The 26,031-nt window shown below is 67.9% G+C and carries 20 protein-coding genes; 10 read left to right on the top strand and 10 right to left on the bottom strand.

Annotated features, from left to right (window positions below; translation table 11 throughout):
- Positions 1–40: 40 nt before the first annotated feature.
- The 3 genes from ACZK2G_RS00605 to ACZK2G_RS00595 all read left to right on the top strand — a co-directional run bounded on the left by ACZK2G_RS00605 (position 41) and on the right by ACZK2G_RS00595 (position 3,942).
- Positions 41–2,530 carry a DEAD/DEAH box helicase gene (locus ACZK2G_RS00605; RefSeq protein WP_046984773.1) on the top strand — a complete coding sequence of 830 codons (2,490 nt, stop codon included), beginning with the start codon at positions 41–43 and terminating at the stop codon, positions 2,528–2,530.
- Positions 2,527–3,561, top strand: coding sequence for a ribonuclease H-like domain-containing protein (locus tag ACZK2G_RS00600; RefSeq protein ID WP_478474381.1), 1,035 nt, complete (start codon positions 2,527–2,529; stop codon positions 3,559–3,561). The genes ACZK2G_RS00605 and ACZK2G_RS00600 overlap by 4 nt, the downstream gene beginning before the upstream one ends.
- Before the next feature lie 66 nt (positions 3,562–3,627).
- Positions 3,628–3,942, top strand: coding sequence for an I78 family peptidase inhibitor (locus ACZK2G_RS00595; RefSeq protein ID WP_046984771.1), 315 nt, complete (start codon positions 3,628–3,630; stop codon positions 3,940–3,942).
- A gap of 67 nt (positions 3,943–4,009) precedes the next feature.
- On the opposite strand, the gene ACZK2G_RS00590 is transcribed toward ACZK2G_RS00595, so the two are convergent.
- Positions 4,010–5,995: a M56 family metallopeptidase gene (locus ACZK2G_RS00590; protein ID WP_478474380.1), complete on the bottom strand. Its 1,986-nt coding sequence runs from the start codon at positions 5,993–5,995 to the stop codon at positions 4,010–4,012.
- Between the two features lie 3 nt (positions 5,996–5,998).
- A complete protein-coding gene (locus ACZK2G_RS00585) occupies positions 5,999–6,385 on the bottom strand; it encodes a BlaI/MecI/CopY family transcriptional regulator (protein ID WP_295382243.1) in 387 nt (128 codons plus the stop codon).
- A gap of 191 nt (positions 6,386–6,576) precedes the next feature.
- On the opposite strand from ACZK2G_RS00585, the gene ACZK2G_RS00580 reads away from it, so the two are divergent.
- Complete coding sequence (locus tag ACZK2G_RS00580) at positions 6,577–7,698, top strand: serine hydrolase domain-containing protein (protein ID WP_046984786.1); 1,122 nt, start codon at positions 6,577–6,579, stop codon at positions 7,696–7,698.
- Here ACZK2G_RS00580 and ACZK2G_RS00575 read toward each other — a convergent pair.
- From ACZK2G_RS00575 to ACZK2G_RS00565, 3 genes are all read right to left on the bottom strand, one after another.
- On the bottom strand, positions 7,633–8,445 hold the full coding sequence (locus tag ACZK2G_RS00575) for a hypothetical protein (protein ID WP_478474379.1): 813 nt from the start codon (positions 8,443–8,445) through the stop codon (positions 7,633–7,635). The two genes, ACZK2G_RS00580 and ACZK2G_RS00575, sit on opposite strands and share 66 nt — an antisense overlap.
- A 3-nt stretch (positions 8,446–8,448) precedes the next feature.
- The gene (locus ACZK2G_RS00570; RefSeq protein ID WP_478474378.1) at positions 8,449–9,864 is read right to left on the bottom strand and encodes an XVIPCD domain-containing protein; all 1,416 of its coding nucleotides are present in this window, start codon (positions 9,862–9,864) and stop codon (positions 8,449–8,451) included.
- Positions 9,865–9,983: 119 nt separating this feature from the next.
- Complete coding sequence (locus tag ACZK2G_RS00565) at positions 9,984–11,090, bottom strand: SDR family oxidoreductase (protein ID WP_428709469.1); 1,107 nt, start codon at positions 11,088–11,090, stop codon at positions 9,984–9,986.
- A 195-nt stretch (positions 11,091–11,285) separates the two neighbouring features.
- Between ACZK2G_RS00565 and ACZK2G_RS00560 the strand changes: the two genes are divergently transcribed.
- The gene (locus ACZK2G_RS00560; RefSeq protein WP_046984765.1) at positions 11,286–11,594 is read left to right on the top strand and encodes a putative periplasmic lipoprotein; all 309 of its coding nucleotides are present in this window, start codon (positions 11,286–11,288) and stop codon (positions 11,592–11,594) included.
- Here the strand turns inward: ACZK2G_RS00560 and ACZK2G_RS00555 are convergent.
- Positions 11,572–12,627, bottom strand: a complete 1,056-nt coding sequence (locus ACZK2G_RS00555) for a DNA topoisomerase IB (RefSeq protein ID WP_046984764.1) — start codon at positions 12,625–12,627, stop codon at positions 11,572–11,574. The genes ACZK2G_RS00560 and ACZK2G_RS00555 overlap by 23 nt on opposite strands.
- Positions 12,628–12,738: 111 nt before the next feature.
- Here ACZK2G_RS00555 and ACZK2G_RS00550 point away from each other — a divergent pair, with 111 nt between their 5' ends.
- The 3 genes from ACZK2G_RS00550 to ACZK2G_RS00540 all read left to right on the top strand — a co-directional run bounded on the left by ACZK2G_RS00550 (position 12,739) and on the right by ACZK2G_RS00540 (position 19,254).
- Complete coding sequence (locus ACZK2G_RS00550; protein WP_029380146.1) at positions 12,739–13,128, top strand: I78 family peptidase inhibitor; 390 nt, start codon at positions 12,739–12,741, stop codon at positions 13,126–13,128.
- Positions 13,129–13,303: 175 nt separating this feature from the next.
- Positions 13,304–17,758, top strand: a complete 4,455-nt coding sequence (gltB, locus tag ACZK2G_RS00545; RefSeq protein WP_136638446.1) for a glutamate synthase large subunit — start codon at positions 13,304–13,306, stop codon at positions 17,756–17,758.
- 50 nt (positions 17,759–17,808) lie between these two features.
- On the top strand, positions 17,809–19,254 hold the full coding sequence (locus tag ACZK2G_RS00540; protein ID WP_046984763.1) for an FAD-dependent oxidoreductase: 1,446 nt from the start codon (positions 17,809–17,811) through the stop codon (positions 19,252–19,254).
- Here ACZK2G_RS00540 and ACZK2G_RS00535 read toward each other — a convergent pair.
- The gene (locus ACZK2G_RS00535; protein ID WP_478474376.1) at positions 19,240–21,648 is read right to left on the bottom strand and encodes an ATP-binding protein; all 2,409 of its coding nucleotides are present in this window, start codon (positions 21,646–21,648) and stop codon (positions 19,240–19,242) included. The two genes, ACZK2G_RS00540 and ACZK2G_RS00535, sit on opposite strands and share 15 nt — an antisense overlap.
- A 167-nt stretch (positions 21,649–21,815) precedes the next feature.
- Here ACZK2G_RS00535 and ACZK2G_RS00530 point away from each other — a divergent pair, with 167 nt between their 5' ends.
- On the top strand, positions 21,816–22,682 hold the full coding sequence (locus ACZK2G_RS00530) for a methylglyoxal synthase (protein ID WP_478474375.1): 867 nt from the start codon (positions 21,816–21,818) through the stop codon (positions 22,680–22,682).
- Positions 22,683–23,059: 377 nt separating this feature from the next.
- Here ACZK2G_RS00530 and ACZK2G_RS00525 read toward each other — a convergent pair whose 3' ends face one another.
- The 3 genes from ACZK2G_RS00525 to ttcA are packed head-to-tail and all read right to left on the bottom strand — an operon-like array spanning position 23,060 to position 25,737.
- Positions 23,060–23,839, bottom strand: coding sequence for a M48 family metallopeptidase (locus ACZK2G_RS00525; RefSeq protein ID WP_046984705.1), 780 nt, complete (start codon positions 23,837–23,839; stop codon positions 23,060–23,062).
- Between the two features lie 59 nt (positions 23,840–23,898).
- A complete protein-coding gene (locus ACZK2G_RS00520; RefSeq protein ID WP_005411825.1) occupies positions 23,899–24,804 on the bottom strand; it encodes a recombination-associated protein RdgC in 906 nt (301 codons plus the stop codon).
- Between the two features lie 36 nt (positions 24,805–24,840).
- A complete protein-coding gene (gene ttcA / locus ACZK2G_RS00515) occupies positions 24,841–25,737 on the bottom strand; it encodes a tRNA 2-thiocytidine(32) synthetase TtcA (RefSeq protein WP_046984704.1) in 897 nt (298 codons plus the stop codon).
- A gap of 90 nt (positions 25,738–25,827) precedes the next feature.
- Here ttcA and ACZK2G_RS00510 point away from each other — a divergent pair, with 90 nt between their 5' ends.
- Positions 25,828–26,031, top strand: a complete 204-nt coding sequence (locus ACZK2G_RS00510; protein ID WP_012509637.1) for a YdcH family protein — start codon at positions 25,828–25,830, stop codon at positions 26,029–26,031.

Genomic DNA, 26,031 nt, shown 5'->3' with positions numbered 1-26,031 from the left:
GCCATGTGACCCCTCGAAAAACGTCCCGGCTCCATCTTCCATGGCTTACGAACTCGCCAAGCGCACCGCCGATGCCGAGCAGAAGCTCGCCACCCGTGATGGCCTGCCGGCCCGCGACGGTGCCCTGCTCAGTGCGCGCCTGCAGCGCCGCTACCAGGACCGCATCACCGGCAGCTTCGCCATTCCCGGCCGCGAAGGCCGCTATGCGCCCATTCCCGATTCGGTTCCGCCGGCCCTGGCTGCCGCCCTTAAAGCGCGAGGCATCGAACAGCTCTACAGCCACCAGTCCGAAGCCTGGGAGGCCAGCCAGCGCGGCGAGCACGTGGCCATCGTCACCCCCACCGCCAGCGGCAAGTCGCTGTGCTACACCCTGCCGGTGGTCAGCGCGGCAATGCAGGACAAGGCCAAGGCGCTGTACCTGTTTCCGACCAAGGCGCTGGCCCAGGACCAGGTGGCCGAGCTGCTGGAACTCAACCGCGCCGGCGATCTGGGGGTGAAGGCCTTCACCTTTGACGGCGACACCCCCGGCGATGCGCGGCAGGCCATCCGCCTGCATGGCGACATCGTGGTGTCCAACCCGGACATGCTGCACCAGGCCATCCTGCCGCATCACACCAAGTGGGCGCAGTTCTTCGAGAACCTGCGCTACATCGTCATCGACGAGGTGCACACCTATCGCGGCGTATTCGGCAGCCACGTCACCAACGTACTGCGCCGGCTCAAGCGCATCTGCGCGTTCTACGGCGTGCAACCGCAGTTCATCCTGTGCTCGGCCACCATCGGCAACCCGCAGGCCCATGCCGAGGCGCTGATCGAGGCACCGGTCACCGCCATCACCGAATCCGGCGCGCCCAGCGGGCCCAAGCAGGTGCTGCTGTGGAACCCGCCGGTGATCAACCCGGACCTGGGCCTGCGTGCCTCGGCACGTTCGCAGAGCAACCGCATCGCGCGCATCGCGATCAAATCCGGGCTGAAGACCCTGGTGTTCGCGCAGACACGGTTGATGGTGGAAGTGCTGACCAAGTACCTGAAGGACATCTTCGACCACGACCCGCGCAAGCCACCGCGCATCCGCGCCTACCGCGGCGGCTACCTGCCTACCGAGCGGCGTGAGACCGAACGGGCGATGCGCGCCGGCAACATCGACGGCATCGTCAGCACCTCGGCGCTGGAGCTGGGCGTGGATATCGGCAGCCTGGACGTGGTCATCCTCAACGGTTACCCCGGCAGCGTGGCCGCCACCTGGCAGCGCTTCGGCCGTGCCGGTCGCCGCCAGCAGCCCGCACTCGGCGTGATGGTGGCCAGTTCGCAGCCGCTGGACCAGTACGTGGTGCGGCATCCGGACTTCTTCGCCGAAGCCTCGCCCGAGCACGCGCGCATCGCACCGGACCAGCCGCTGATCCTGTTCGATCACATCCGCTGCGCGGCGTTCGAGCTGCCGTTCCGGGTCGGCGATGGCTTCGGCCCGATCGATCCGGAAGTGTTCCTGGAAGCGCTGGCAGAGACAGAAGTGATCCACCGCGAAGGCGAACGCTGGGAATGGATCGCCGACAGCTATCCAGCGAACGCAGTCAGCCTGCGCGCGGTGGCCGACGGCAACTTCGTGGTGGTCGACCGCAGCGATGGCCGCCAGCAGATCATCGCCGAGGTCGACTATTCCGCTGCCGCACTCACCCTGTACGAGGGTGCCATCCACATGGTGCAGTCCACGCCCTACCAGGTAGAGACGCTGGACTGGGAAGGCCGCAAAGCCTACGTCACCCGCACGCACGTGGACTACTACACCGACAGCATCGACTTCACCAAGCTCAAGGTGCTGGACCGCTTCGATGGCGGCGTGGCCGGGCGTGGCGATTCGCACCATGGCGAAGTGCACGTGGTTCGCCGCGTGGCCGGCTACAAGAAGATCCGTTACTACACCCACGAGAACATCGGCTACGGCCCGGTGAATCTGCCCGACCAGGAACTGCATACCACCGCGGTGTGGTGGCAGCTGCCGCAGGCCTTGCTGCTGCGCGCCTTTGCCAGCAAGCAGGATGCGTTGGATGGCTTCCTCGGCGCGGCCTACGCGCTGCACATCGTCGCCACCGTGGCGGTGATGGCCGATGCGCGCGACCTGCAGAAGTCGGTCGGCAACGGTGATGGTTCCTGGTTCGCGATCGCCGACCAGAGCGGCCGCGGCCAGCTGCGCGGCAGCGAGGGTGATCCTGGCGTTGTCGAGCTGCTGCAGGAGTTCGTGCCCACCGTCTATCTGTACGACAACTTCCCCGGTGGCGTTGGCCTCAGCGAGCCGCTGTGGCAGCGCCAGGCCGAGCTGGTGCAGCGCGCGCGTGAACTGGTGCAGCGCTGCGACTGCAAGGCCGGCTGTCCGGCCTGTGTCGGGCCGGTGCTGGCCGCGCAGGAAGAAGATGAGACTTCGCCGCGTGCGCTGGCGCTGCGCGTGCTCGACCTGTTCGATGCCGACGCCTGCCAGCATGTGCCCGACGTGGTGGTGACCACGCGCGATCCCATGGAGCTGCTGGCCCCGTGAGCCTGAGTCTGGACAAGCTGCGACTGCTGCGGAAGCAGGCCGGTGACCCGAAGGCGGTTGCGCCGGCCGTGCCCGCGCCGCCGCCCGCGCCGCCGCCCGCAGCGCCGGCCCCGGTGGCCGCCAACGATACACGGCAACCACCGGCCGAACGTTCTGTGTTCGCCTGGGTCGAACAGGAAATCCGCCACAAGGCGACTGGCGCAGCGGCGCCCGTTGCTGCAGCGGCACCGCTGCGCCAACCAGAGGTGGGCAGCCTGCATCGGTTGCTCGGCCTGCGCACACGCAGTGGTCCTTTGCCAACACGTGCCAGCGCGCAGGATCGCCAGCTCCCCGGTAAAGAAATCGCACCAGGCCTGTTCCTGATCGAATCGCTGCAGCCGCAACCGATCCCGACTGCCCCGCTGTCACTGGCCTTCGCCAAGCGCGAAGACCAACGCGTGGCCGCGCGCGACCTGCTGTTCTTCGATACCGAAACCACCGGCCTGGCCGGCGGTACCGGCACCCGCGCCTTCATGATCGGTGCCGCCGACTGGCATGTGTGCCCGCAACGCGGTGAAGGCCTGCGCATCCGCCAATTGTTGATGTCGACGATGGCCGCCGAGGACGCGATGCTGGCCACCTTCGCCAGCTGGCTGCAGCCGTCCACCGTGTTCTGCAGCTACAACGGCCGCAGCTACGATGCGCCCCTGTTGAAGGCGCGCTACCGACTGGCCCGCCAGCGTTGCCCGATCACAGCGCTGGATCACGTTGATCTGCTCTATCCGACCCGCCGCCGCTATCGCGGCACGTGGGAGAACTGCAAGCTGTCCACCATCGAACGGCAGCTGCTGCGCGTGGTGCGCGAGGATGACCTGCCCGGCTCGGAAGCGCCCGGCGCATGGCTGCGCTTCCTGCGTGGCGGCGACGCGGTGAACCTGCGCCGGGTGGCCGACCACAACCACCAGGACGTGGTGACCTTGGCCCTGCTGCTGCAGCGGCTGGTACGGGAAGAACAGCGTGAACGCGAAACCCTGGCACTGGTCGGGCAGTAGGCGTTGACGCGGCCTGACGGTGGCAGCGGTGACACTGCCGCCATCATCCACGCCTGGAGCCCGACGATGCGCCTCAATCCCCTGGTCCTGCTCGCCATCCTGCCCTTGGCAGCCTGCAGTCACGCCGGCAGCAGCACCACCCACGATCCCGCGCCAGCGCCAGTGGCCGACGCCACGCACGAATGCAGGCCGGAGGCGCTGGAAGCCTTCACCGGCAAGACCGCCGACGAAGCCACGATCAAGAAACTGGTGGCTGACAGCGGCGCGCGCGGTGCACGGGTGGTCAAACCCGGCATGGCGGTGACCATGGACTTCCGCCAGGATCGCGTGACCGTGCAGGTAGATGCGCAGAACCGCATCGAGCGCGCCAGCTGCGGTTGATGTTCCCAGGGTAGTGCCGGCCGCTGGCCGGCACCCCACATTGCCGGCCAGCGGCCGGCACTACCGATCAGAGTCGCTCGGCCTTGCCGCTGGCCAGTGCACGCGCGATCACCTGCTGCGCCTGCTGCGATGCCTGGGCCTGCACGCGTGCCTGGCGCTCGCCCAACGCGGCCTGCTGGCTGCCCAGTGCCGCCTGACGGCTGGCCAGTTCAGACTGCTGGCTGGCCAGGCGCTGCATGTCACGGGTGCGGCCGGATTGCGCGGCCTCGCTGCGGGCTTCCTGCATCGCACGACGTGCCTCGGCGGCAGCCTCGCGTGCAGCCTCTCGCGCAACGGCCACATCGTGGGTGGCACCGCGCGCCGCTTTCGCCGCTTCCGCGGCGGCATCACGGTTGATGTCATGGGCGGCCATCGCATTGCGTGCTGCCTCGGCGGCGGCCAGTGCGATGCGGCGCGACTCCTCGCCCTGCAGGCGGCCCATTTCACCCATCTGCCTGCCGAGTTCGCCCTGCTGGCGACCCAGCACGCTCTGTTGGCGGCCCAGTTCGCTCTGCTGGCGGCCCAGGTCTGCGGCGCCGCTGTAGGCGCGCTGCAGGGTCTGGATCAGCATCGGGTCACGCACCACATAGCGCTTGTCGCCCTGGCGGAACCACAGCGCCGGCCCCTTGCCGAGCTGCCTGCGGGCCACCGTTACATCGTCGATGCCGCCATTGGCGAAGGTCGAATCACCATCGACAAGCACGTAGGCCTGTCGCGGTGATTTGCCGAGATCCAGACGGCCATAGGTGGTGATGGAGGTGGTGTGGGAGGTCGAATGCTCACTGTCCATGTCGGTATCCACATCGACATCCACGTCGACCGCCACATCCGCATCGTCCGGGCCTGACAGCGCCTCGACATCGGCCGGCTCGGCCGGTGCCGCAGGAGCCACCGGAACGGCTGGCACTCGCGCGGACATCGGAGGCGCTGGCGGTGCCTTCGGTGGCGGCGGCACCACGGCCTTCGGTGCGGCCGGAGGCGCCGGCGGTGCCGGCGGCACTGGCGCCGCCACCAGCCGCATCGGTGCCACGCCCACCACAACGACGATAGCGGTCAACGCCATCGCCAGGATGCGCGGGCAGGACCGGCGCGACTGCAACGAAAGCAGGCGGCGCTTGAGGCTGGTGGTGTTCGGCGCGGCGCTGGCCACGCCCAGGTGTGGCTGCGGTGCCACGCCCAGCTGCAACAGCAGGCGGCCATAGGCCTGGCGACTCGCGCCGTGCTGGCCGACCACGGCCGCATCCACGGCTTCCTCGCGGGCCTGTGCGTATTCGCGCACCGACAAGCGCAGCAGCGGGTGGAAGAAGAACAGGTGCTGGGCCAATGCGGGCAGCAGGCCCCACTGCAGATCGCGCCGCTGCAGATGCTGCAGCTCGTGGGTCAGTGCCAGGTCCAGCGCATCGCCCTGCAAGGCGTTGTCGCCGGCCGGCAGCAGCAGCACCGGGCGGAACGGGCCGACCAGCTGCGGTGCGTCCACCTGCGTGCTCATCCAAAGCCGCGGCGCAGGGCGCACGCCGTGCGCGTCGGCGGCCAGCTGCAGGGCCTGCACCAGCGCCTGGTCCTCGCAGGGATAGGCCGCTGCCAACAGCGCGCGGCAGCGACGCCACTCACCGAAGGTACGCAGTGCCATCAGCAGCACGCCGGACATCCACAGCGCGGCCAGTGCGACGGTCCACCATGCCACCGCCGGCACATCCGCGGCAGGCATCGGCATTACGGCCAACAGCTGTGCCGAGGCCTCCGGGGCCAGCGGGTAGACCAGATCGGTGGCAACGTCAGTGGCGGTGATCGCCACCGCCTGCGGTGCCGGCAGCCAGGCCAGCTGCAGCGGCTGGCTCCAGAACAGGCCGAGCACGGCCTGCAGCGAAACCAGCCACCACAGGCGGCAGCGGGTGGCCGCCGACAGGGACGGCAGTGCGCGGCACACGCCGTACACCAGGGCCACCAGCAGCACGGTCTGCAGGCTGGTCCAGCCCAGCCGTTCCAACAACAGGATCAGCATCGTGGTGTCCATGGCTCAGCCCTCGTGGCGGCGCGATTGGAGTTCGACGACCAGCGCTTCCAGCTCGGCCAGCTCGTTGTCGCTGACCTGCTGGCGCTGCGACAGGTAGGCCACGAACGGCGACACCGAGCCCTGCAGGGTGTTGTCGACGAACTGGGCCACCGCGCCCTGCAGCACGCTTTCCGGGCCACGGGTGGCCTGGTAGCGGTAGACGCCGTCCTGCTGCTGGCGACGAAGATACCCCTTCGCCCGCAGCCGCTCCATCATCGTCAGCACGGTGGAGCGGGCCAGGCCACGGGCCTCGCCATAGCCACTGGCAACCTCGCCGACCGTGGCCGGCGCATGTTCATCGATGTACTGCAGCAGGGCCAGTTCCTGGTCCCCGATCGTCTTGCCACGCATGACACCACTCCCTTGACTACACGTGTCGTCAATTTCTGCTTGACGACAACTGTAGTCAACCCCCCGGAAGTCATGGGCCGACGAACGGTAGGCGCAACAATGCCGTTAAACCTTTTCCGTGCCCCCTGCATCCGATCCTCGACGCCCCGCCGGAATCCCGCATGTTCCGCCCAACGCTTCGAGTCGTGCTCATGCTCATCAGCGCCCTGCCCTTACCCGCCGTGTCCGCCAGCCAGGACCACCCCAACGACCGGACCCGTCGCCTGATCCGCCAGACCATGCTGGAGCAGCGCATCCCCGGATTGCAGATCGCAGTGGTCAAGGATGGGCAGGTCGTGCTGTCCGAGGCCTATGGCCTGGCCAATGTCGAGAACGGGGTGCCGGCCTCGCGTGATACCCGTTTCCCGCTCAACTCGGCCACCAAGGCGTTCACCGGCGTGGCCATCGCGCAGTTGGCGCAGCAGGGCCGGGTGGATCTGGATGCCCCGGCATCGCGTTATCTGGATGATCTTCCGGCCACCTGGCAGGACGTGCGTGTGCGCCAACTGCTGGCACATACCTCGGGACTGCCCGACATCCTCGATGCGAGCGGACTGCTGGGCGGTGGTACCGAAGCCCAAGCGTGGGCGGCGGTCACCGCGCTGCCGATGGAGGCGGCCTCCGGCCAGCGCTTCGCATACAACCAGACCAACTATGTGCTGCTGGCGCGGATCATCGCGCAGCAATCGGGCATGTCCTATCAACGATTCCTCGCCACCGGCCAGTTCAGCAGCGCGCGCATGGCACGCACCACCTTTGGCGACAGCTACGACCTGATCCCGGATGTGGCGACGATGTACAGCCTGGCCCCGCGTGCCACCGACGCAGCCGATGCACCGCCGCGCCTGTCGCACTGGTTCTACGACATTCCGCCTTCACTGTGGGCCGGTGGTGGCATCCTCACCACCGCCGATGACACCGCGCGCTGGCTGGTTGCGTTGACCGAAGGCCGCCTGCTGCCGGAGACGGCCCTGCGGCGGATGTGGAGCGCGGAGCGCCTGGCTGATGGCCGTGCCGGCCCGTGGGCGGGTGGCTGGCCGGTACTGCGCGCATCGCCCGACCTTCAGGTGGCCGGTATCGGCGGTGCGCGCTCGGCCTTCGTGGTCTATCCCGACCGCGACGTCGCGGTGGTGGTGCTGACCAATCTGGTCGGCGCCAATCCACAGCAGTTCATCCCCCGCATTGCCGATTTCTACGCGCGTGACGCCTCACCGCCCGCTCACGAACGGGTCACCCTTGCACGGCAGCAACGGGCTGTCGTCGCAGGGCCATAGGGCGGCGGGTACGGTCCTGGCCACTTCGAAGTGATCCTGGTTCCAGCGCAGGAAACCACCGTGGATGGCATTGCCATGGTCGAAGCTGCGCGCCTCGACGGCCAGTGGCTGTTCGGGGTCTGCTTCGGCCACCCAGCGCAGCACCGGCACCTTGTCCAGCGCCCCGATGAAGGCGAACAGATCACCCGCGCCCTTGTCCTGGTAAGCCGTCATGGTCGCCGCGTCGGGCAGCTCGGCCTGCGCCAGCAACGACGCGGTGACATCCTGCAGCGGTGCGGCTCCCTGTGCGATGTAGGCGCGCATGCCCGTGGTGGTTGCCGGGCAGTCCTGCAGCTGCACCAGATACCCGGTGGTACCGCCACGACCGGAGAACGACCGCATCCAGTAGCGGAAACGCGGCCCGCTGCGATCGGTGACCATGAAATCCTGCTGGCCATCCTGCGCGGGAATGGAAAGCACCTGCACCTTGCTGGCGCTCTCCACGTTGCACTTCAACTGCGACAGCACCTGCCTGGCAGGTTCGGGCAGCGCAGCGTAGCTACCGCCGGGATGGGCGCTGCCGGAGGCTTCCGGCAGTGCGGGCAATCCACGATCAGTGGGCAGGGTCTGCGCAGGCAAGGCCTCAGGTTTCGCCGCCGAGCTGGCGGTGGGCGCTACCGGCGCGACGCGCTCCCCAGCGGGCGCGCAGGCGCTGCAGGCCAGCAACAGCGTCAACGAAACGCTCGGCATCAGGTGTGATCGGATCATCGCTCAACGCCCTCCCATCGCCGGCGCTTCCTGCAGGTGTGCAGGCGCGGGTGTGGGTGCCGCCTGTTCGCGTGATTGCTGCTGCAGCTGACGCAGGCTGGCTTCCACCGCAGTCTCGCGCACCTCGGCTGCATTGACCCCTGCGCGCAGCGCCGCAGGATCGCCCGGACTGCCCTGCACCAGGAACAGTGTCTCGCCCGCCGTGCGTCCAGCACTGGGATTGCTGGCCACGATCTGGTCGACCCGGGTGATGCCCGCGGCCTTCGCTTCGCGCAGCATCACCAGACTGTAGTCATCGGCATGCTCGGCGTAGCGTCCGCCCAGGGCCTGCAGGCGCGTGCTGATCTGCTGCTGCAGGGCATGGTCGCGATGCTGCGGCTGACGGGGATCGTCAGTGGCCGCGAGCGGCACGTTCTGCCCCAGCTCGCGCGCCTGGCCGGGGGCAACCGAGGTCAGCACGTACTGCCAACGGTTCTGCCCAGGCGTGCCGCGCACCGTCGACACGAAGTCGTCGTACTCACCGCTGCCTATGGTCTGGCAGCCGGCCGAATCGGTGTTGGAGCGGCTGCCACGATGGATCTTGAAGGTGTCGTTGAGGTCCTGCACGCCCTGGGTATCGCGCGCATCGAACCAGCCGTCGCCATTGCTGTCGCGCTCCACACGGCCGGCGCCTGCGGTGATCGCGTCCTGCGAGGGGCGCAGCGCAAACTCATCGGGATGGCCATTGCGCGGATGGGTCGTTGCGCGCATCTCGGTGGTGCCCTCGCCCAAGCGCCCCAGGTCCTTGACCCGGTCGCCGTTGACGTCCTCACCCTCGGTCTTGGTACGCGGTGCCACGTTGCCGAAGCCCGGGCTGCGCGGCGTGGTCTTGGCATGGCCGTCGTACTGGGCGGTCGGTTCGGTCGTCGCCTGGTTGAACTCACGCACATGGCCTTGGCCCTGCGCATCCTTCCACAGCACCACGATACGGTCGTCGTAGACGCCACGCCCGCGCGCCTCGGTGGTGCGGTTCTCGTCGCGCAGCCCCAGCACCACGCGGTCCTGCGTTGCCATCGCGTCATTCGCCGCAGTGTTGCCGCGCTGGGCCACGATGCTGCCATACACATCGTACTGCTGGGCCTGGCTCAGCGCTGCGGTCTCTGCCGCATCGGGCATCCGCGGTGGCCGCGTCGCCTCGCCCAGGCGATCCAGCATCGGGTTCACCGTGGCCGCATCCGCTGCGGCAACACCACCGCTGCGTCGCAACGCCTCGAGTTCGCTGGCGGCACGCGCCGAAATGTAGCGATCCAGCGATTCCTGCACCACGACACTCTGGCCGTCGTGCAGGGCCTCCAGGCGAACGGCGGCACCGCGCGCGTCGTTCTGTCGTAAAAGCGCGACGACTTCATTGGCCGCCGCGTTGATGTCCATCCCGGGCATGGTCGGTCCTTGAACGTGATCGGTTGGGAGTCAGCCTACCCCAGCCGCCCGGCGGAGCTTTTGACACAGCGCACACCCCGCGCCACGTCCCATTCAGGCAGCACATGCCGCGCCCGGCCTCACCCCCGCGGCCCGCCCATCACCGGCAGGATCACCCCGCTGATGTAACTGGCACAGACCGGCGAAGCCAGGAACACATAGGCCGGCGAGAGTTCTTCGGGCTGTGCGGGCCGGCCCATGTCGCTGTCCTTGCCGAACTCCGCCACGTCCTCCGCCGGCTTGTCGGCCGGGTTCAACGGCGTCCACACCGGACCCGGTGCCACGCAGTTGACCCGGATGCCACGCGGCAGCAGCTGGCTGGCCAGCGCCTTGGTGAAGGCATGAATGGCGCCCTTGGTGGCCGAGTAGTCGATCAGCGCCTTGCTGCCGAAGATTCCCGTTTCCGAACCGGTGTTGATGATGCTGGCACCCTCGCCCAGATGCGGCAGTACCGCGCGCGCCATCTGGATGTAGCCGCCGATGTTGGTCTGCAGGGTTTCCTGCAGATGGGCGTCCTCCAGATCCTCCAGGCGCTCGCAATGCAGCTGGAAGGCAGCATTGTTGACCAGGATGTCGATGCCGCCGAAGGCCTTGGCCACCTGCTTCACCGCCTTGTTGCAGAAGCGCGGATCGCGCACGTCGCCGGCGATCACCACGCAGCGGCTACCTTCGCGCTCCACGTGCTGGCGGGTGATGTCGGCGTCTGCAGCCTCGTCCAGGTGCAGTACCGCCACATCGGCGCCTTCGCGTGCGAACAGTACCGCCACCGCACGGCCGATGCCGGAATCGCCACCGGTGACAATCGCGCGCATGCCCTGCAGCTTGCCGCTGCCGGCGTAGTCCGGTGCAAGGAAACGCGGCGCCAACTCCAGTTCGTGTTCATGCCCGGGCTTGGCCAGCTGCTGCGCCGGCATCACCTCCGGTTGTCGGCGTATGCCGGCCTGGGTTGCGGTCTTCTTCGTGGCTTTCTTTGCCGCGCGCACGTCCTTGGCCTTTTCCTGGTCCTGCAGGCGTCGCTGTCGGGCCGCGACGCGCGCTGCCCGTGGATCGCTGGCGGCCGCCTTGCGGGTTGCCGTCTTCACCACCCGTGGGCGATCGGGGTCGGCAGCGGTCTTCGTCGCGGTGCTGCCTTTACGCACCTTGGGCGAGGCTTTGCGGCGAACGGGGGTTTTCTTGGTGGTGGCCATGCAGGTCTCCTCGGGAGGGAAGGGGGCTGCCGGCCAGCGGCCGGCACTACCGGGGGCGGCGCACGCCGCTCCTGCAGTGTCTGCACCTATCCTGTTAGCGGCAGTGAGCGCACCGTGCCCACGATGTGCACGGTATTCATTCCGCCACCACGTGCGGCGTCGCACGCTGCACGCAACCACACAAGGAACGCCTCCATGAAACATGCCATTGCCACCGCCGCCGTCTGCTTTGCCCTCGCCGCCTGCAGCAGCTCGCCGGTGGCCCAGGTGCAGCCAATCGACGGCGTCATTTCCGGGCAGTGCCACAGCGACATGGTGCGCGGCGCACTGGGCCTGGCCGCTTCGGATGCCACCGTGGCCCGCGCACGCGTGGACAGCGACAGCCTGCACGTGCGGGTGCTGCGCCACGACGGTCCGCGGGTGCCGCCGGCCAGCGAGGGCGGCGACCGCCTGACCATAGAGAAGGGCCGCACCAACAACATCACCGCGATCTACTGCGGCTGAGCCTGCGCGCCCTGCGCAGCACGCGCAAGGTGGCCTGTTCCCACTGGCGCGGCCCACGCAGGCCGGCCAGCTTGGCCAGTTCGCCGCGCTCCCAGCCGACGAACACGCAAGGGTCGATGTAGGCCTTGCGGCATACCGCCGGGGTGTTGCCCAGCAGCGCCGCCACTTCGCACACCACCGCGCGCTGCGCCTGCGCCAGCGCGCGCTGGCTGGCCGGTTCCGGCAGCTCGGTGGCGGCGAACGCCTGCACCGCCGCCACCGTTCCGCCCCAGGTGCGGAAATCCTTGGCAGTGAAGTCCTCGCCCATCACCCCGCGCAGGTAGTCGTTCACCGCGCCGGAATCCACCGGCTGCAGCGCACCGTCGTCATCGCGGTACTGGAACAGCGCCTGCCCCGGCAACTGCTGCAGGCGCCGTACCAGCAGTCCCAGCCTGCGATCGCCCACCGTCACTTCCTGCAGCTGGCCGGACTTGCCACGGAAGCGCATGCGTACCCGGCCGCCGCGCAGCAACTCCAGATGGCGGTTGCGCAGTGTGGTCAGTCCGAACGAACGGTTCTGTTGTGCATAGGTTTCATTGCCGACCCGAACCAAGGTGTCCGCCAACAGCGCGACCACCATGGCCAGCACCTTTTCCTGCGGAAACCCAGGTCGCTTGAGATCCCGCGACAACCGCCGCCGCAGCGCGGGCAAGGCCTCGCCAAAGGCGATGATGCGGTCGAACTTGCCGGCGTCGCGCTCCTTGGCCCAGTCGGCGTGGTAGCGGTACTGCTTGCGGCCGCGTGCATCGCGGCCGGTGGCCTGCAAGTGGCCGTTGGCGTGGGCGCAGATCCACACGGCGGTGTACGCCGGCGGAATCGCCAGCGCACGGATGCGTTGCAGGGTGGTGGCGTCGCGTATCGCGTGGCCATCAGCATCCCGGTAGCTGAAACCCTTGCCTGCGCGGCGCCGGCTGATGCCCGGCTGGGTGTCGTCGACATAGCGAAGGCCGGCCGCGCGTGCGGCCTGTCGTTCGGGGGTGGAGGGGGTTGGCATGCCTGTAGTGTCGCCGTCGCCATGCCGCGATCCTGTCGATAACACAAGACAAACACGTGAGGGCCGGTTCGCCGCTATGCTCGGGTCTTCACAACCCCTTCCGGAGTCATGATGTCGTTCCCGATTCGCGCCCGTTCGCTCTCCGCCCTGTTGCTGCCGGCCGTGCTGGCCCTGACCGCCTGCCAGGCACCGGCGCTGGATGAACAGGATTCGGCCACGGCCCACGCCCAGCAGGCCGCCGAAGCAGCCAAGGCGCCGGCCGACGAAGCCGGCAAGGCCACCGAGGCTCCGCCGGTCGGCACCTGCGATGCCAGCCAGGTGCAGAGCCTGGTCGGCCAGGCCTACACCGATGCACTGGGCAAGCAGGCACAGGAAGATGCCGGCGCAAGCCAGGTGCGCGTGCTCAAGCCCAACGACGTGGCCACGATGGAGTTCCTCGGCGACCGCCTCAACATCGAAGTGGACGCCAAGGGCGCCGTCAGCGGCGCGCGCTGCGGCTGAGTCCGGCCCCGCGCCGGCACCGTGTTGCCGGCGCGTTCTGTTGCACCTGCAACCGTGTATTGCGGCGTTGCAGCAACCTGTGATCTAGTCGAGGCATCCGGTGGCCTCACGATGCGCTCCAGGGATTGAGCGGGCTTGAGTGTCCCCGTTCAATTCATTCCGCATCGAGGTAGAGATGGCCCCCCGCAACCGCCAAGGGCTTTACGACCCGCGCTCCGAGCGCGATGCCTGTGGATTTGGCATGGTCGCCCAGCTCGACGATCAACCATCGCGCCTGTTGGTTGATACCGCCATCGCCGCGCTTTCGCGCATGACCCACCGTGGCGGTGTCGCCGCCGATGGCCTGACCGGTGATGGCTGCGGCCTGCTGCTGCGCCGCCCCGATGCCTTCCTGAAACTGCTGGCCAGCGAAGCCGACATCGCGGTCTCCGCACGCTTCGCCGCCGGCCTGGTGTTCCTGCCACACGATGCCGATTCCGCGCAGGCGTGCCGTACGCAGCTGCAGGCGCAGCTGGAAGCGGTGGGCTGCAAGCTCGCCGGCTGGCGCGAGGTGCCCACCGATGACAGCGTCTGCGGCCAGCTGGCGCGCGACACGCTGCCGCGCATCGAGCAGGTGTTCGTCGACGCCGGCGTCGGCCAGGATGATGCTGGCTTCGCGCTGGCGCTGTTCCTGGCCCGCCGTCGCAGCGAACAGCAGCTGCGCGAGCATGCCGATTTCTACGTCACCACCCTCACCCCGGATGCGATCAGCTACAAGGGCATGGTGCTGCCAGACAAGCTCAGCCGCTTCTTCCTGGACCTGCAGCGCCGCGAACTGGCCTCCAGCGCGATCGTGTTCCACCAGCGCTTCTCCACCAACACGCTGCCGCGCTGGCCGCTGGCACACCCGTTCCGGATGCTCGCCCACAACGGCGAGATCAACACCATTGAAGGCAACCGGCGTTGGGCGCAGGCGCGCAGCAAGGTGTGGAAGACGCCGCGCTTCGACATCGGTGAATTCGACCCGGTCATCTCCATGCATGGCTCCGATTCGCAGAGCCTGGACAACATGCTGGAACTGATGGTCGCCGGTGGCATGGAGCTGATCCAGGCCCTGCGCATCCTGGTGCCGCCGGCAACGCAGTCGCTGGAATTCAAGGACCCGGACCTGGCCGCGTTCTACGAATTCCACGGCCTGAACAGCGAGCCGTGGGACGGCCCGGCCGGCATCGTTGCCTGTGACAGCCGCTATGCGGTGTGCACGCTGGACCGCAACGGCCTGCGCCCGGCGCGCTGGATGCTGACCGCCGACCGCCATTTCCTGGTCGCCTCCGAAGCAGGCGTATGGGAAGTGCCCACCGAGCGCGTGGTGCGCAAGGGCAAGCTCGGCCCGGGCGAGATGATCGCCATCGATCTCAAGCGCGGCGACCTGCTCGATTCGGATGCGGTGGACCGCATCAACCGCGGTCGCGCGCCGTACAAGCAATGGCTGCAGCAGGGCGTGACCTACCTGCAGACCGAATTGATCGATCCATCGCTGGTGGAGGAACCGTTCGACGAAGGCACCCTGCGCAGCTACCACAAGCTGTACCAGCTCAGCAGTGAGGAAGTGGAGCAGGTGCTGCGGCCCTTGGCCGAGACCGAGCAGGAAGCCACTGGCTCGATGGGCGACGACACGCCGATGGCGGTGCTGAGCCAGCGCAGCCGTCCGCTCTATGACTACTTCCGCCAGGCCTTCGCGCAGGTCACCAACCCGCCGATCGATCCGCTGCGCGAAGACTGCGCGATGTCGCTGTCCACCCAGCTCGGCAGGGAGACCAACATCTTCCATGCCGGCCCGGAGACGGTGAACCACGTCATCCTCAACTCGCCGGTGCTGAGCCAGCGCAAGCTGCGGCAGCTGCTGAAGATGGACCAGTACGTGCAGGCCAACCGCCTGCTCGACCTGTCCTACGGCGAGGATGAAGGCCTGCGTGCCGGCATCGAGCGCATCTGCGCCGAAGCCGAACAGGCCGCGCGCGATGGCATGGTGATGCTGCTGTTGTCCGACCGCTACCCGGTGGCCGGGCGTCCGATGGTGCATGCCCTGCTGGCCACCAGTGCGGTCCACCACCACCTGTCGCGCCTGGGCCTGCGCTGCGACGTCAACCTGATCGTGGAAACCGGTACCGCGCGCGATCCGCACCACATGGCCTGCCTGCTCGGCTTCGGCGCCACCGCGGTGTATCCGTACCTGGCCTACCAGACCCTGTTCGACCTCGGCCGTCGCGGCATCCTCAAGCTCAGCAAGGGCGGCGAGCAATCGCAGATCGGCCGCCGCTACCGCAAGGGCATCTACAAGGGCCTGTCCAAGATCATCTCGAAGATGGGCATCTGCACCGTGGCCAGTTACCGCGGCGCGCAGCTGTTCGAGATCATCGGCCTGGAGCCGGAAGTCGTGGACCTGTGCTTCCCCGACACCGCCTCGCGCATCGGCGGCGCCGGCTTCGCGCGGCTGGATGCCGACGCCCGCGAACTGTGCGCTCAGGCCTGGGACGCGCAGCAGGGCGTGGATGTCGGCGGCCTGCTGAAGTATGTGCACGGCGGCGAGTACCACATGTACAACCCGGACGTGGTGACCACCCTGCAGCGCGCGGCGCGCAGTGGCGACCCGCGTGCGTGGCAGCAGTACTGCGATGCGGTGCATGCGCGCCCGCCATCGGCGCTGCGCGACCTGCTGGAACTGGTTCCAGCCGCTGCGCCGACACCGCTGGATGACGTGGCTCCGGCCAGCGAACTGTTCCCGCGCTTCGACACTGCCGCCATCAGTCTCGGCGCCCTCTCTCCTGAAGCGCATGAAGCGCTGGCCATCGCCATGAACCGCCTGGGCGGCCGCAGCAATTCCGGCGAAGGTGGCGAAGATCCCGCACGCTATGGCACCGCGCGGCGCAGCAAGATCAAGCAGGTGGCCTCGGGTCGCTTCGGCGTCACCGCCGAATACCTGGTCAACGCCGAAGTGCTGCAGATCAAGGTCGCGCAGGGCGCCAAGCCCGGCGAAGGCGGCCAGCTGCCCGGCCACAAGGTCAACGAACTGATCGCACGCCTGCGCTATGCCAGGCCGGGCATCGGCCTGATCTCGCCGCCGCCGCACCACGACATCTATTCCATCGAAGATCTGGCGCAGCTGATCTACGACCTCAAGCAGGTCAACCCGACCGCGCTGGTGTCGGTGAAGCTGGTCAGCCATGCCGGTGTGGGCACGATCGCCGCAGGCGTGGTCAAGGCCGGTGCGGACCTGATCACCATCTCCGGACACGATGGCGGTACCGGTGCGTCGCCGGTCAGCTCGATCCGTTATGCCGGTGTGCCGTGGGAGCTGGGCATTGCCGAAGCACACCAGGCGCTGCTGGCCAACGACCTGCGCGGGCGCACGTTGCTGCAGACCGACGGTGGCCTGAAGACCGGCCTGGATGTGGTCAAGGCCGCACTGCTGGGCGCGGACAGCTTCGGCTTCGGCACCGCGCCGATGATCGTGCTTGGCTGCAAGTACCTGCGCATCTGCCACCTCAACAACTGCGCCACCGGCGTTGCCACCCAGGATGAGCGCCTGCGCGAGAACCACTTCACCGGCCAGCCCGAGCGCGTGGAGAACTTCTTCCGCCTGCTGGCCGAGGAAGTGCGTGGCTGGCTGTCCTACCTGGGCGTGCGCTCGCTGGAAGAGATCGTCGGCCGTACTGACCTGCTGCGGCAGATCGAGGCGGCGCCACGCGACGGCGTGCGCGTGGACCTGTCGCGCCTGCTGGCCGATGCCCGTTACGAAGGCAGCCACTGTGCCGCGCAGCGCCTGTACGAATCGCCGGACAGCCTGGCCACGCAGATGGATGGCCTGTTGGCCGATTCCATTGAGCACAAGCGCGGTGGCGAACACCGCTTCCTGATCCACAACACCGACCGCAGCATCGGCACCCGCCTGTCCGGTGCGGTGGCACGCGCGCATGGCAACCAGGGCATGGCCGAATCACCGTTGGAACTACGCTTCCGCGGCAGTGCCGGGCAGAGCTTCGGCGCGTTCAACGTCGGCGGCCTGCATCTGGAAGTGGAAGGCGAAGCCAACGATTACGTCGGCAAGGGCATGGCCGGCGGCCGCCTGGTGGTGCGTCCGCCGCGCGGCGCGCGCTTCGAGGCACGCAGCACGGCCATCATCGGCAACACCTGCCTGTACGGCGCCACCGGCGGCGAACTGTTCGCGGCCGGTCGCGCTGGCGAACGCTTTGCTGTGCGCAATTCCGGCGCGCTGGCGGTGGTGGAAGGCGCCGGTGACCACTGCTGTGAATACATGACCGATGGCGTGGTGCTGGTGCTGGGCAAGGTCGGCCTGAACTTCGGTGCCGGCTTCACCGGTGGCCTGGCCTACGTGCTGGACGTCGACCGCGATTTCGTCGACCGCTACAACCACGAGCTGATCGACATCCACCGCGTATCGGCCGAGGGCTTCGAGAACTACCGCCAGCACCTGCACCGCCTGATCGGCCGCCACCGCGAGCTGACCGGCAGCATCTGGGCACAGCAGATCCTGGACGAGTTCCGCGATTACATCGGCAGGTTCTGGCTGGTCAAACCCAAGGCCGCCAGCATCGAATCCCTGACCGAAACCCTGCGCCGCGCCGCATAACGGTAGTGCCGGCCGCTGGCCGGCAACCGGAAAACACCACAGAGCCCGCCATGAGCCGCAAGCACGCCTTCCAGTTCCTCGACCTGCCCCGCACCATGCCGCAGCGCATTCCGGTGGAACTGCGCACCTCCGGCGACTGGGGCGAGCTGTACGGAAAATTCGGCAAGGAAGATGCCCAGTACCAGGCCGGGCGCTGCCTGGACTGCGGCAACCCCTACTGCAGCTGGAAGTGCCCGGTGCACAACGCCATTCCGCAGTGGCTGCAGCTGGTGCAGGAAAACCGCATCCATGAAGCGGCCACCCTGTGCCACAGCACCAACCCGTTGCCGGAAGTGTGCGGCCGGGTGTGCCCGCAGGACCGGCTGTGCGAAGGCAGCTGCACGCTGGAGGAGTTCGGTGCGGTGACCATCGGCGCAGTGGAGAAGTACATCGTCGATACCGCGCTGGCCACCGGCTGGCGGCCGGACATGGCCGCCGTGCAGGCCACCGGCCACACGGTAGCGGTGATCGGCGCCGGCCCGGCCGGTCTGGCCTGCGCCGACCGCCTCGCGCATGCCGGCATCGCCGCCGTGGTCTACGACCGCTACGAGCAGGTCGGTGGGCTGCTGCAGTTCGGCATTCCCAGCTTCAAGCTGGACAAGGACGTGATCCGTCGCCGCCGTGAGGTGCTCGAAGGCATGGGCGTGCAGTTCCGCCTGGGGGTAGAGATTGGCCGTGACATCAGCCTGCAGCAGTTGCTGGATACGCACGACGCGGTGTTCCTCGGCACCGGCGCCTACCGCTACACCGATGGCGGCCTCGACGGCCAGGACCTGAAGGGCGTGCTGCCGGCGTTGCCCTTCCTGGTGCAGAACAGCCGCATCGTCGGTGGCGATGATCCGCAAGGCCGGCCGATCGCCGGCTGGGAAGACACCATCGCCCTGCCCGATCTCAACGGCAAGCGCGTGGTGGTGCTCGGCGGCGGCGATACCGGCATGGACTGCGTGCGCAGCGCAGTGCGCCTGGGTGCGGCCAAGGTGACCTGCGCCTACCGCCGGGACGAAGCGAACATGCCGGGCAGCGCGCGCGAAGTGGCCAATGCGCGCGAGGAAGGCGTGCGCTTCCTGTTCAACCGGCAGCCGCTGTCGATCGAAGCCGGTGCCGATGACGAAGTGATCGGCGTGACCGTAGTTGAAACGCGGCTGGGCGAGCCCGATGCCAATGGCCGCCAGAACGCGGTACCGATCGAGGGCAGCGAATCGCTGCTGGAAGCGGACGTGGTGATCATCGCGTTCGGTTTCTCGCCGAGCGTGCCGGCGTGGCTGGCCGAACATGGCGTGGAGGGGCAGTCCAACGGCCGCATCCTCGCCGGCGGCAAGGACCGCCTGCCGTTCCAGACAGCACATCCGCGCCTGTTCGCCGGAGGTGATGCGGTGCGCGGTGCCGACCTGGTGGTGACTGCGGTAGCTGAAGGCCGCGACGCCGCCGCCAGCATCGTCCGGCTACTGGCGCACTGAGTCCGGCGCCAGCAGCGCCGCAAGCAATGCACGCAGTTCACGCGGCTCCAACGGCTTGGCCAGGAAGTGATCGATGCCAGCGTCGCGGCAAGCCTCGCGGGTACGTTCCAGAACGCTGGCGGTGAGCGCGATGATCGGTACCCGCGCGCGGTGCTGGCAGCTGTCAGCACGGATCGCCCGTGCCAGCGCGAAGCCATCCATGCCCGGCATGTGGCAGTCGGTGATCACCAGTTCGAATGGCTGCGACTGCCAGGCCCGCAGGGCCTGCGCTCCATCGGCGCAGGCATGCACCTGCAGCCCCAGGTCGTGCAGGCGCTGCTCCAGCAGCTGCAGGTTGGTGGGATGGTCTTCGGCCACAAGTACCCGCGCCGGCGGCAACGGCGGTTCCTCGGCGATCGCAGGTGATGGCGCGCCAGCAGGCAGCTCGCAGGCACTCAGGTCCAGCTCCAGCCACACCGTGGTGCCCTCGCCGGTCATGCTGTGCAGCTGCAGGTCTCCCCCCATCGACACGGCCAGCTCACGGCAGATTGCCAGGCCCAGTCCACTGCCGCCGAAGCGGCGCGTGGTCGAAGCCTCGGCCTGGGTGTAGGCAGCAAACACCGCCTGCTGCCGTTCCGCACTGATGCCCACGCCACTGTCGCTTACCTGCAGGCGCAACCGCTGCCCCTGTGCGTGCTGCTGCAGCACCTGCACCCGTAGTTCCACCCCGCCATGCAGGGTGAACTTGAGCGCATTTCCGACCAGGTTGAACAGGATCTGGCGCAGGCGCAGGCTGTCGGCCAGCGACCCGGCCTGCAGCGCAGGATCGAGATGGATTCGCAGGTACAGGCCTCGGCTGGCAGCCACCGGCAGCAGCAGCTGCTGCACTGCCCGCAGCAATGCGGCCAGATCGGTCGGCTGCCGTTGCAGTGGCGCGGGTTGCAGGCGCTGGCTGTGCAGCACGTCGTCGAGGATCTGCCGCAGCATCTGCGCGGCGTCGCCGATGGTGGCCAGCACCTGTTGCTGCCGCGGGTCCAGATTACTGGCGGCCAATCGTTCGAGCATGCCCAGCAGCGTGCTCATCGGCGTGCGGATCTCGTGACTCATGGTCGCCAGGAAATGGGTCTTGGCCAGCGCGGCCTGTTCGGCCTCGCGCCGTGCATCTGCAAGCGCCTGGGTACGTGTGTGCACCTCGCTGACATCCATCCAGTAGCCGCTCCACTCAACGTTGCTGTCATCGCACGCCAGCGTGCGGCCCTGCGAATGCACCCAGCGCCAGCCCTGTGGCGAGCGCGTACGGAAGGTGACGTCGATCGGTCCACGGGCCAATGCAGCCGCTTCGACACAGCCCATCACCACAGTCCGGTCATCGGGATGGACCGCAGCCAGCAGCCGCGGGTGGTCGATCCGCGCGGTCTCCACGCTCACCCCGAACAGCGCCTGCACATCGCCGGCAATCTGCGGAAAGCTGTAGTCCCCGGTAGCGGTGCGGCGCGCCTGGTAGACCACAGCCGGCAGGTTCGCGGTCACTTCCTGCAGGCGTTGCGCGGCGATGCGACGCCTTGCGCTTTCGCGATGTACGCGCCAGTAGCCGAAGGCGTAGACCAGCGCGAGCGCCAGCAGGATCAGCGAGGCCGGCACCAACCAACGCAAGGGGGACGACGACGGCGGGTTGCGTGGCCGGGCCGGCAGCCATGCTGTGCGGATCGCGTCGCGCTGCGTGTCGGTCAGCTGCGACATTGCATGCTCGAAATCGGGGATGACGCCGGCGCAGGCCGGTACGGTGGCCAGCACCAGCGCGTCGTTGAACCCGGCTGGCGCGGCAATCACCAGCCGATCACCCTGGTAGCGGCGCAGCGCGGCCTCGACCTCGCCGAGATTGGCGATCACCGCGTCGATCAGACCGGTGCCCAGCAGCGACAGCGCATCATCCAACGGCGCCGGCGGCAGCAGCTGTGCACCCGGAGCCTGCTCGGCCAGCAGCGTGGCCAACGGCAGCCGGTCGGGACTGGCCACCGCGTGCTCGCGCAGGTCGTCCAGCCCCAGTACCGGCCGCGCATCGGCGCGGCGCACGATCACCTGCGGCAGCTGCAGGTACGGTGCGCTGGCCACCCAGCCGGCAGGCAGCTGCGAGTGCGGCCAGCCCAGCAACGCCTGGGTGGCGGGCGGCAACAAGCCTTCGACGACCGCCGTGGCCGGCAGCAGTTGCGCCTGCAGCGGCCGTTGTTCGCCCAGCAGGTTCAGGTAGGTCGCGCTGACCCCGTCCGCCTGGCCCTCGACCACGGACGACAACGGCGCCCGATCGGAGGGCAAGGCAATGCGCAGCGGTGTCTCGCAGCCAGCCGCAGACGCAGTTGCGGGCAGCATCAGGCAGACCATGACAGCAACAGCTGCAGGGAGGCCGGCGGCATTCACGGTGGACTTCCTCATTTCGCAGGCGGAAACAACGGCCGCGCAGCGGTACCGCTGCGTGACACGCTATCGACCTGCGGACGGGCGGCAATGAAGAAAGTTGCAAAAGCATCCGGAAGCGCTAATGGCGACATACACTGCCGCCTTCACCCGTACCTGCGGAGCTCTTGATGCGTATCGGCCTGGCTGCCAACCGTCTCCACCACCACGACGTGCGCGCCGCCCTGTTTCGTTGGCTGCGTGCCAGTGAGGCTGGCCTGCGCGAACTCGGTGTATCGCTGCACGCGGTCGGGCGTACCCATGATGCGATCGAACGGCACGGCTTTCTGGCCGGATACGGCGGCCTGCACCGTTATCCCTATGGCCGCGAAGGCGGGTTGATGAAGCTGGTCGCCGAGGTGGTCGGCATGGGGCCGGATCGGACACTGGATGGTGCGATCTATCTGATTGATCCGGTCGATCCGTCCTCGGTGTTTCCGGAAGCCACGGCATTGAAACGGCAGTGCGTGATCCACGGCAAGCCGTTCATTTCGACGGTGGCGACGGCGCGCGACTGGGTCGAGGTCGAACGCATCCACGCCGGGCTGGCGGCCGATGCCGGCGCCGACGATCTGCATGCGTTCGAAGACCAGACACTGGCGCTGATCGCGCACGATGCGATGAAGCCGGCGATGCTGGCCTTCGCCGATGAGCACTTCGATGTGCTGGCCCGGTTCGGCGAACGCGTGGCAACCGGCACCACCGGCCAGCGCTTGAACGAGCTGGCCTGGAGCCGCGGTTGGTCCAGCGATACGCCGTGGGTGACGCGCTACCAGAGTGGCCCGATGGGCGGGGATGCGCAGATTGCTGACCGGGTGCTGGAAGGCCGCTGCCAACGCGCGATCTTCTTCGAGGATCCGCATGTGGCGCGCCAGCATGAGGCGGATATCCAGCTGCTGGAGCGTGCGGTGACGACGGTGACCGACCAGGCGGTGTGCATTACGGCGCCACGGGTGGCGGCGCGTTGGGCGACGGCGGCGGCGCTGCGGGCGAGGTGAGGGTTTCGGCCAACGGCTGAGCCCCTCTTGGTGGGAGACATCTGAAGGCAAAGCCGTGCTTGGCCGGGCGGGGTGAATTGCGCAGGGGTCGCTGCAAGTCCCCCTCCGGGGCCCGGCCCAGCCGCTGGCGGCTGTGCGTTCAGGCGCTTGCGAAGCAGTGCTTCGCAAGCAAAGCGCCTTCACCCCTGTAAGCTCGATGGTGCCATCCATGGCGCCAACGCCCCTGCATGGCTCACCCGCCCGGCCTCAGACAGTTTCCGTGCGTGCTCAGCCACGGAAGAAGGAAGGAAGAGCAGGAGCGGGTCGCGCGCTGCGCGCGCTCCTGGCCCATGCTCGCTTGCATTCAACGGCAGCCGAGCGTGGGCTCGGCTCTACAGTTACAGAAGCTGGCGAAGCATGGCTTTCAAGCGGCGCCCTTCCAGCTGGAAGTAGTCGCGCTGTTCGCGCCAGGCGGGGAAGCGTTGTTCCACTTCGTGCCAGAACGCGGGCGAGTGGTTGGCCTGGATCAGGTGGCAGAGTTCGTGCACCAGCACATATTCGAACGCTTCCGGTCGACCGAGCACCAGGGCCAGGTCCAGCGCCATGCTGCCATCGGGTGCCAGCGAGCCCCATTGCGAAGACATCACCTTCAGGCGCAGACGGCTGGGTGCACGCGGCAGGCCCGGCAGGTACTTCGGCAGCCAGCGGCCGACGTCGGCGCGGGTCTGCGCTTCGTAGAACTCGCGCAGCAGGCGGCGCAGTGTGGCATCACCGGCACGGGTCGGCCATTGCACGCAGGCACCGTGGTCGTCGATCTCCAGGCGCGCGTAACGGCCTTCCTGCCAGCGCAGTGGCAGCAGTTCACCGCGCAGTGGCAGCACGCCGGCTTCGCCCGGCTGCAGGGGTGCTGGCAGTTCCTGGCCCTGGTACTGGCGTAGCTGCAGTGCCAACCAGTCACGGTGCTGTTCCAGGAAGCGTTCGCCCATCACCAGGCTTGCACGCGGCGGCAGGGTCAAGCGTGCGCCGCGCTCGTCCACGCTCAGCTTGATGCGGCGCGCACGCGGATCACGCACGCGCAGCACCTCGATCTCGGCATCCTCCAGGCGCAGGCGAACGGTGTCGCGCTGGACGGTGGCGGGCGGGGTCGGGCTGATCAGGCGGCGCAGCAGACGGCTCATGTACCCAGCATAGCGCCGCTTCGGGCCGCCGGATGACCGGCGGCCGTCGGGCTGCCTGTTCAGTCAGCCTTGCTGAGCTTGAAGGCTTCTTCCAGCAACAGGAACAGGCGGCGGATCTCGGCACTCTGCAGGGCGAAGCGGGCATCAAACTCGGCGCGTCGGCCGTCTTCGTCGGCATGCTCCAGCTGGTCCAGCGCGCCGTCGAGGAACTTCAGCTTGCGTACGATCAGGTCGTCGCCGATGACGAAGGACAGGTTGTCTTCGAAGATCAGCGCCAGCTTGGTCACCTGCTTGCCGGCGTCAAGATGCTTGTCGATCTCGTCGCAGCGCAGTTCCTGGTGCTGGCACTTGACCACTGCACCACCTTCCACCGGGTCCTTCATCTCGCACTCTTCGCCCAGGCTCAGCCCGGTCGGCAGCGGCTCGCCGGCGATCCAGCCGGTCAGGATCGAGCGCGGCGCGACTTCGGCGTTCAGCGGCATCGCCGGGAAGCTGCCGAGCAGGCCACGGATGTCGGACATGAAGTACTCGCCGGTCTTCCGGCTGGAGGTATCCACCGCGACGTAGCCGTGCTGCAGGTCGATGAAGGCGTCGTTGCGCGAGGACTTCACGAAGGCGCGCGGCAGCAGTTCATGCAGCAGGTCGTCCTTCATGCGCTTGCGCTCGCGGCCACCGGGGCGGCGGCCTTCCTTCTCCTCGATCTCCTCCAGCTTGCGCTCGAGCAGGTCGTTGACCACCGCTGCCGGCAGGATCTTGTCTTCGCCGCCCACGGTCAGCCACAGGTGCTCGGCGATGCGGTGGGAGAGCAGTTCCTTCTCCTCGCGGCCGAACGGCGAGATGAAGCCGCGCGAATTCATTTCCAGTGCGCCGACCGGCTTCAACAGGGCATGCGGCAGCAGCGTGTCGACTTCGGAAAAATCGGTGGTGGTCGGGAAGCGGAAGAACGTCAGGTTGCGAAAGAACATGGAATTCCGGTGTCTGAAGGAGAAGGGCGCCTGACCTTAAACGGCAGGCGTCTCGGGGACTGCGTCGGCCAGCCAGGCATCGGCATGCGCCGCACGCCCGCTGTGGCCCAGGGCCCTGAAATCGAACAGGGTGGCATCGGCCAGTTGCGCTGGCCGCACATCGGCCATGGCGCGTGCGATCTGTTCGATGCGGCCCGGATGGTCCTGGTCCCACTGCTTGAGCATCAGGCCGACCTGCCGACGCTGCAGGTTTTCCTGGCTGCCACACAGAGTGCAGGGAATGATCGGGAAACGGCGGGCCTGCGCATACTCGGCGATGTCGCGCTCGCGCACGTACGCCAACGGGCGGATCACCACGTGCTGGCCATCGTCGCTGAGCAGCTTCGGTGGCATGGCCGCCAGCTTGGCATGGTGGAACAGGTTCATGAACAACGTAGCCACCATGTCGTCGCAATGATGGCCCAGCGCGATCCGGGTGAAGCCATGTGCCTTGGCGTGGTTGTACAGCGCACCGCGGCGCAGGCGCGAGCACAGCGAACACATCGTCCGGCCTTCCGGGATGACCCGGCTGACGACCGAGTAGGTGTCCTGCTCGATGATCTGGTACGGCACGCCCAGCGCGGCCAGGTACTCCGGCAGGACATGCTCGGGGAAGCCGGGCTGTTTCTGGTCCAGGTTCACCGCGACCAGTTCGAACGGCACCGGCGCCTTTTTCTGCAGCTGCAGCAGCATGTCCAGCAGGGTGTAGCTGTCCTTGCCGCCGGACAGGCAGACCATGACCTTGTCGCCCGCTTCGATCATGCCGAAGTCGGCGATGGCCTGGCCGACCTGGCGGCGCAGGCGCTTGCCCAGCTTGTCCGCCCCGGGCCCGGCCACGCGCGGATCGCGCGAAGCGCGCTGCGGGGGATCGGGAAGGGAAATCACGGCGGTCATCGGCCCATTCTAACGGCTTGCGGCAGCCTGGACCCCGTGTCGGGATTCCCCTCTCCCGGCAGTCATCATCGCTGTGTATGCTCGGAGGCTGTGGACACCTACAGCCCCGCCGAGATCGTCGAACACCTCGCCGCCCTGCGCGCCGAGCACCGCTTGCTGGATGAACAGATCACCCGCATGGCCGCCAACGGCGAGGACGAGCTGGAATCCAAGCGCCTGAAGCGGCGGAAGCTGCAGCTGAAGGACTGCATCGCCAAGCTGGAAAGCCTGCAGATTCCCGACGAACCGGCCTAA

The sequence above is a fragment of the Stenotrophomonas sp. 107298_Sma genome (assembly GCF_056480345.1).
Note: the sequence above shows the minus strand (reverse complement) of the source record. Positions and strands in the feature narration are given on the sequence as shown.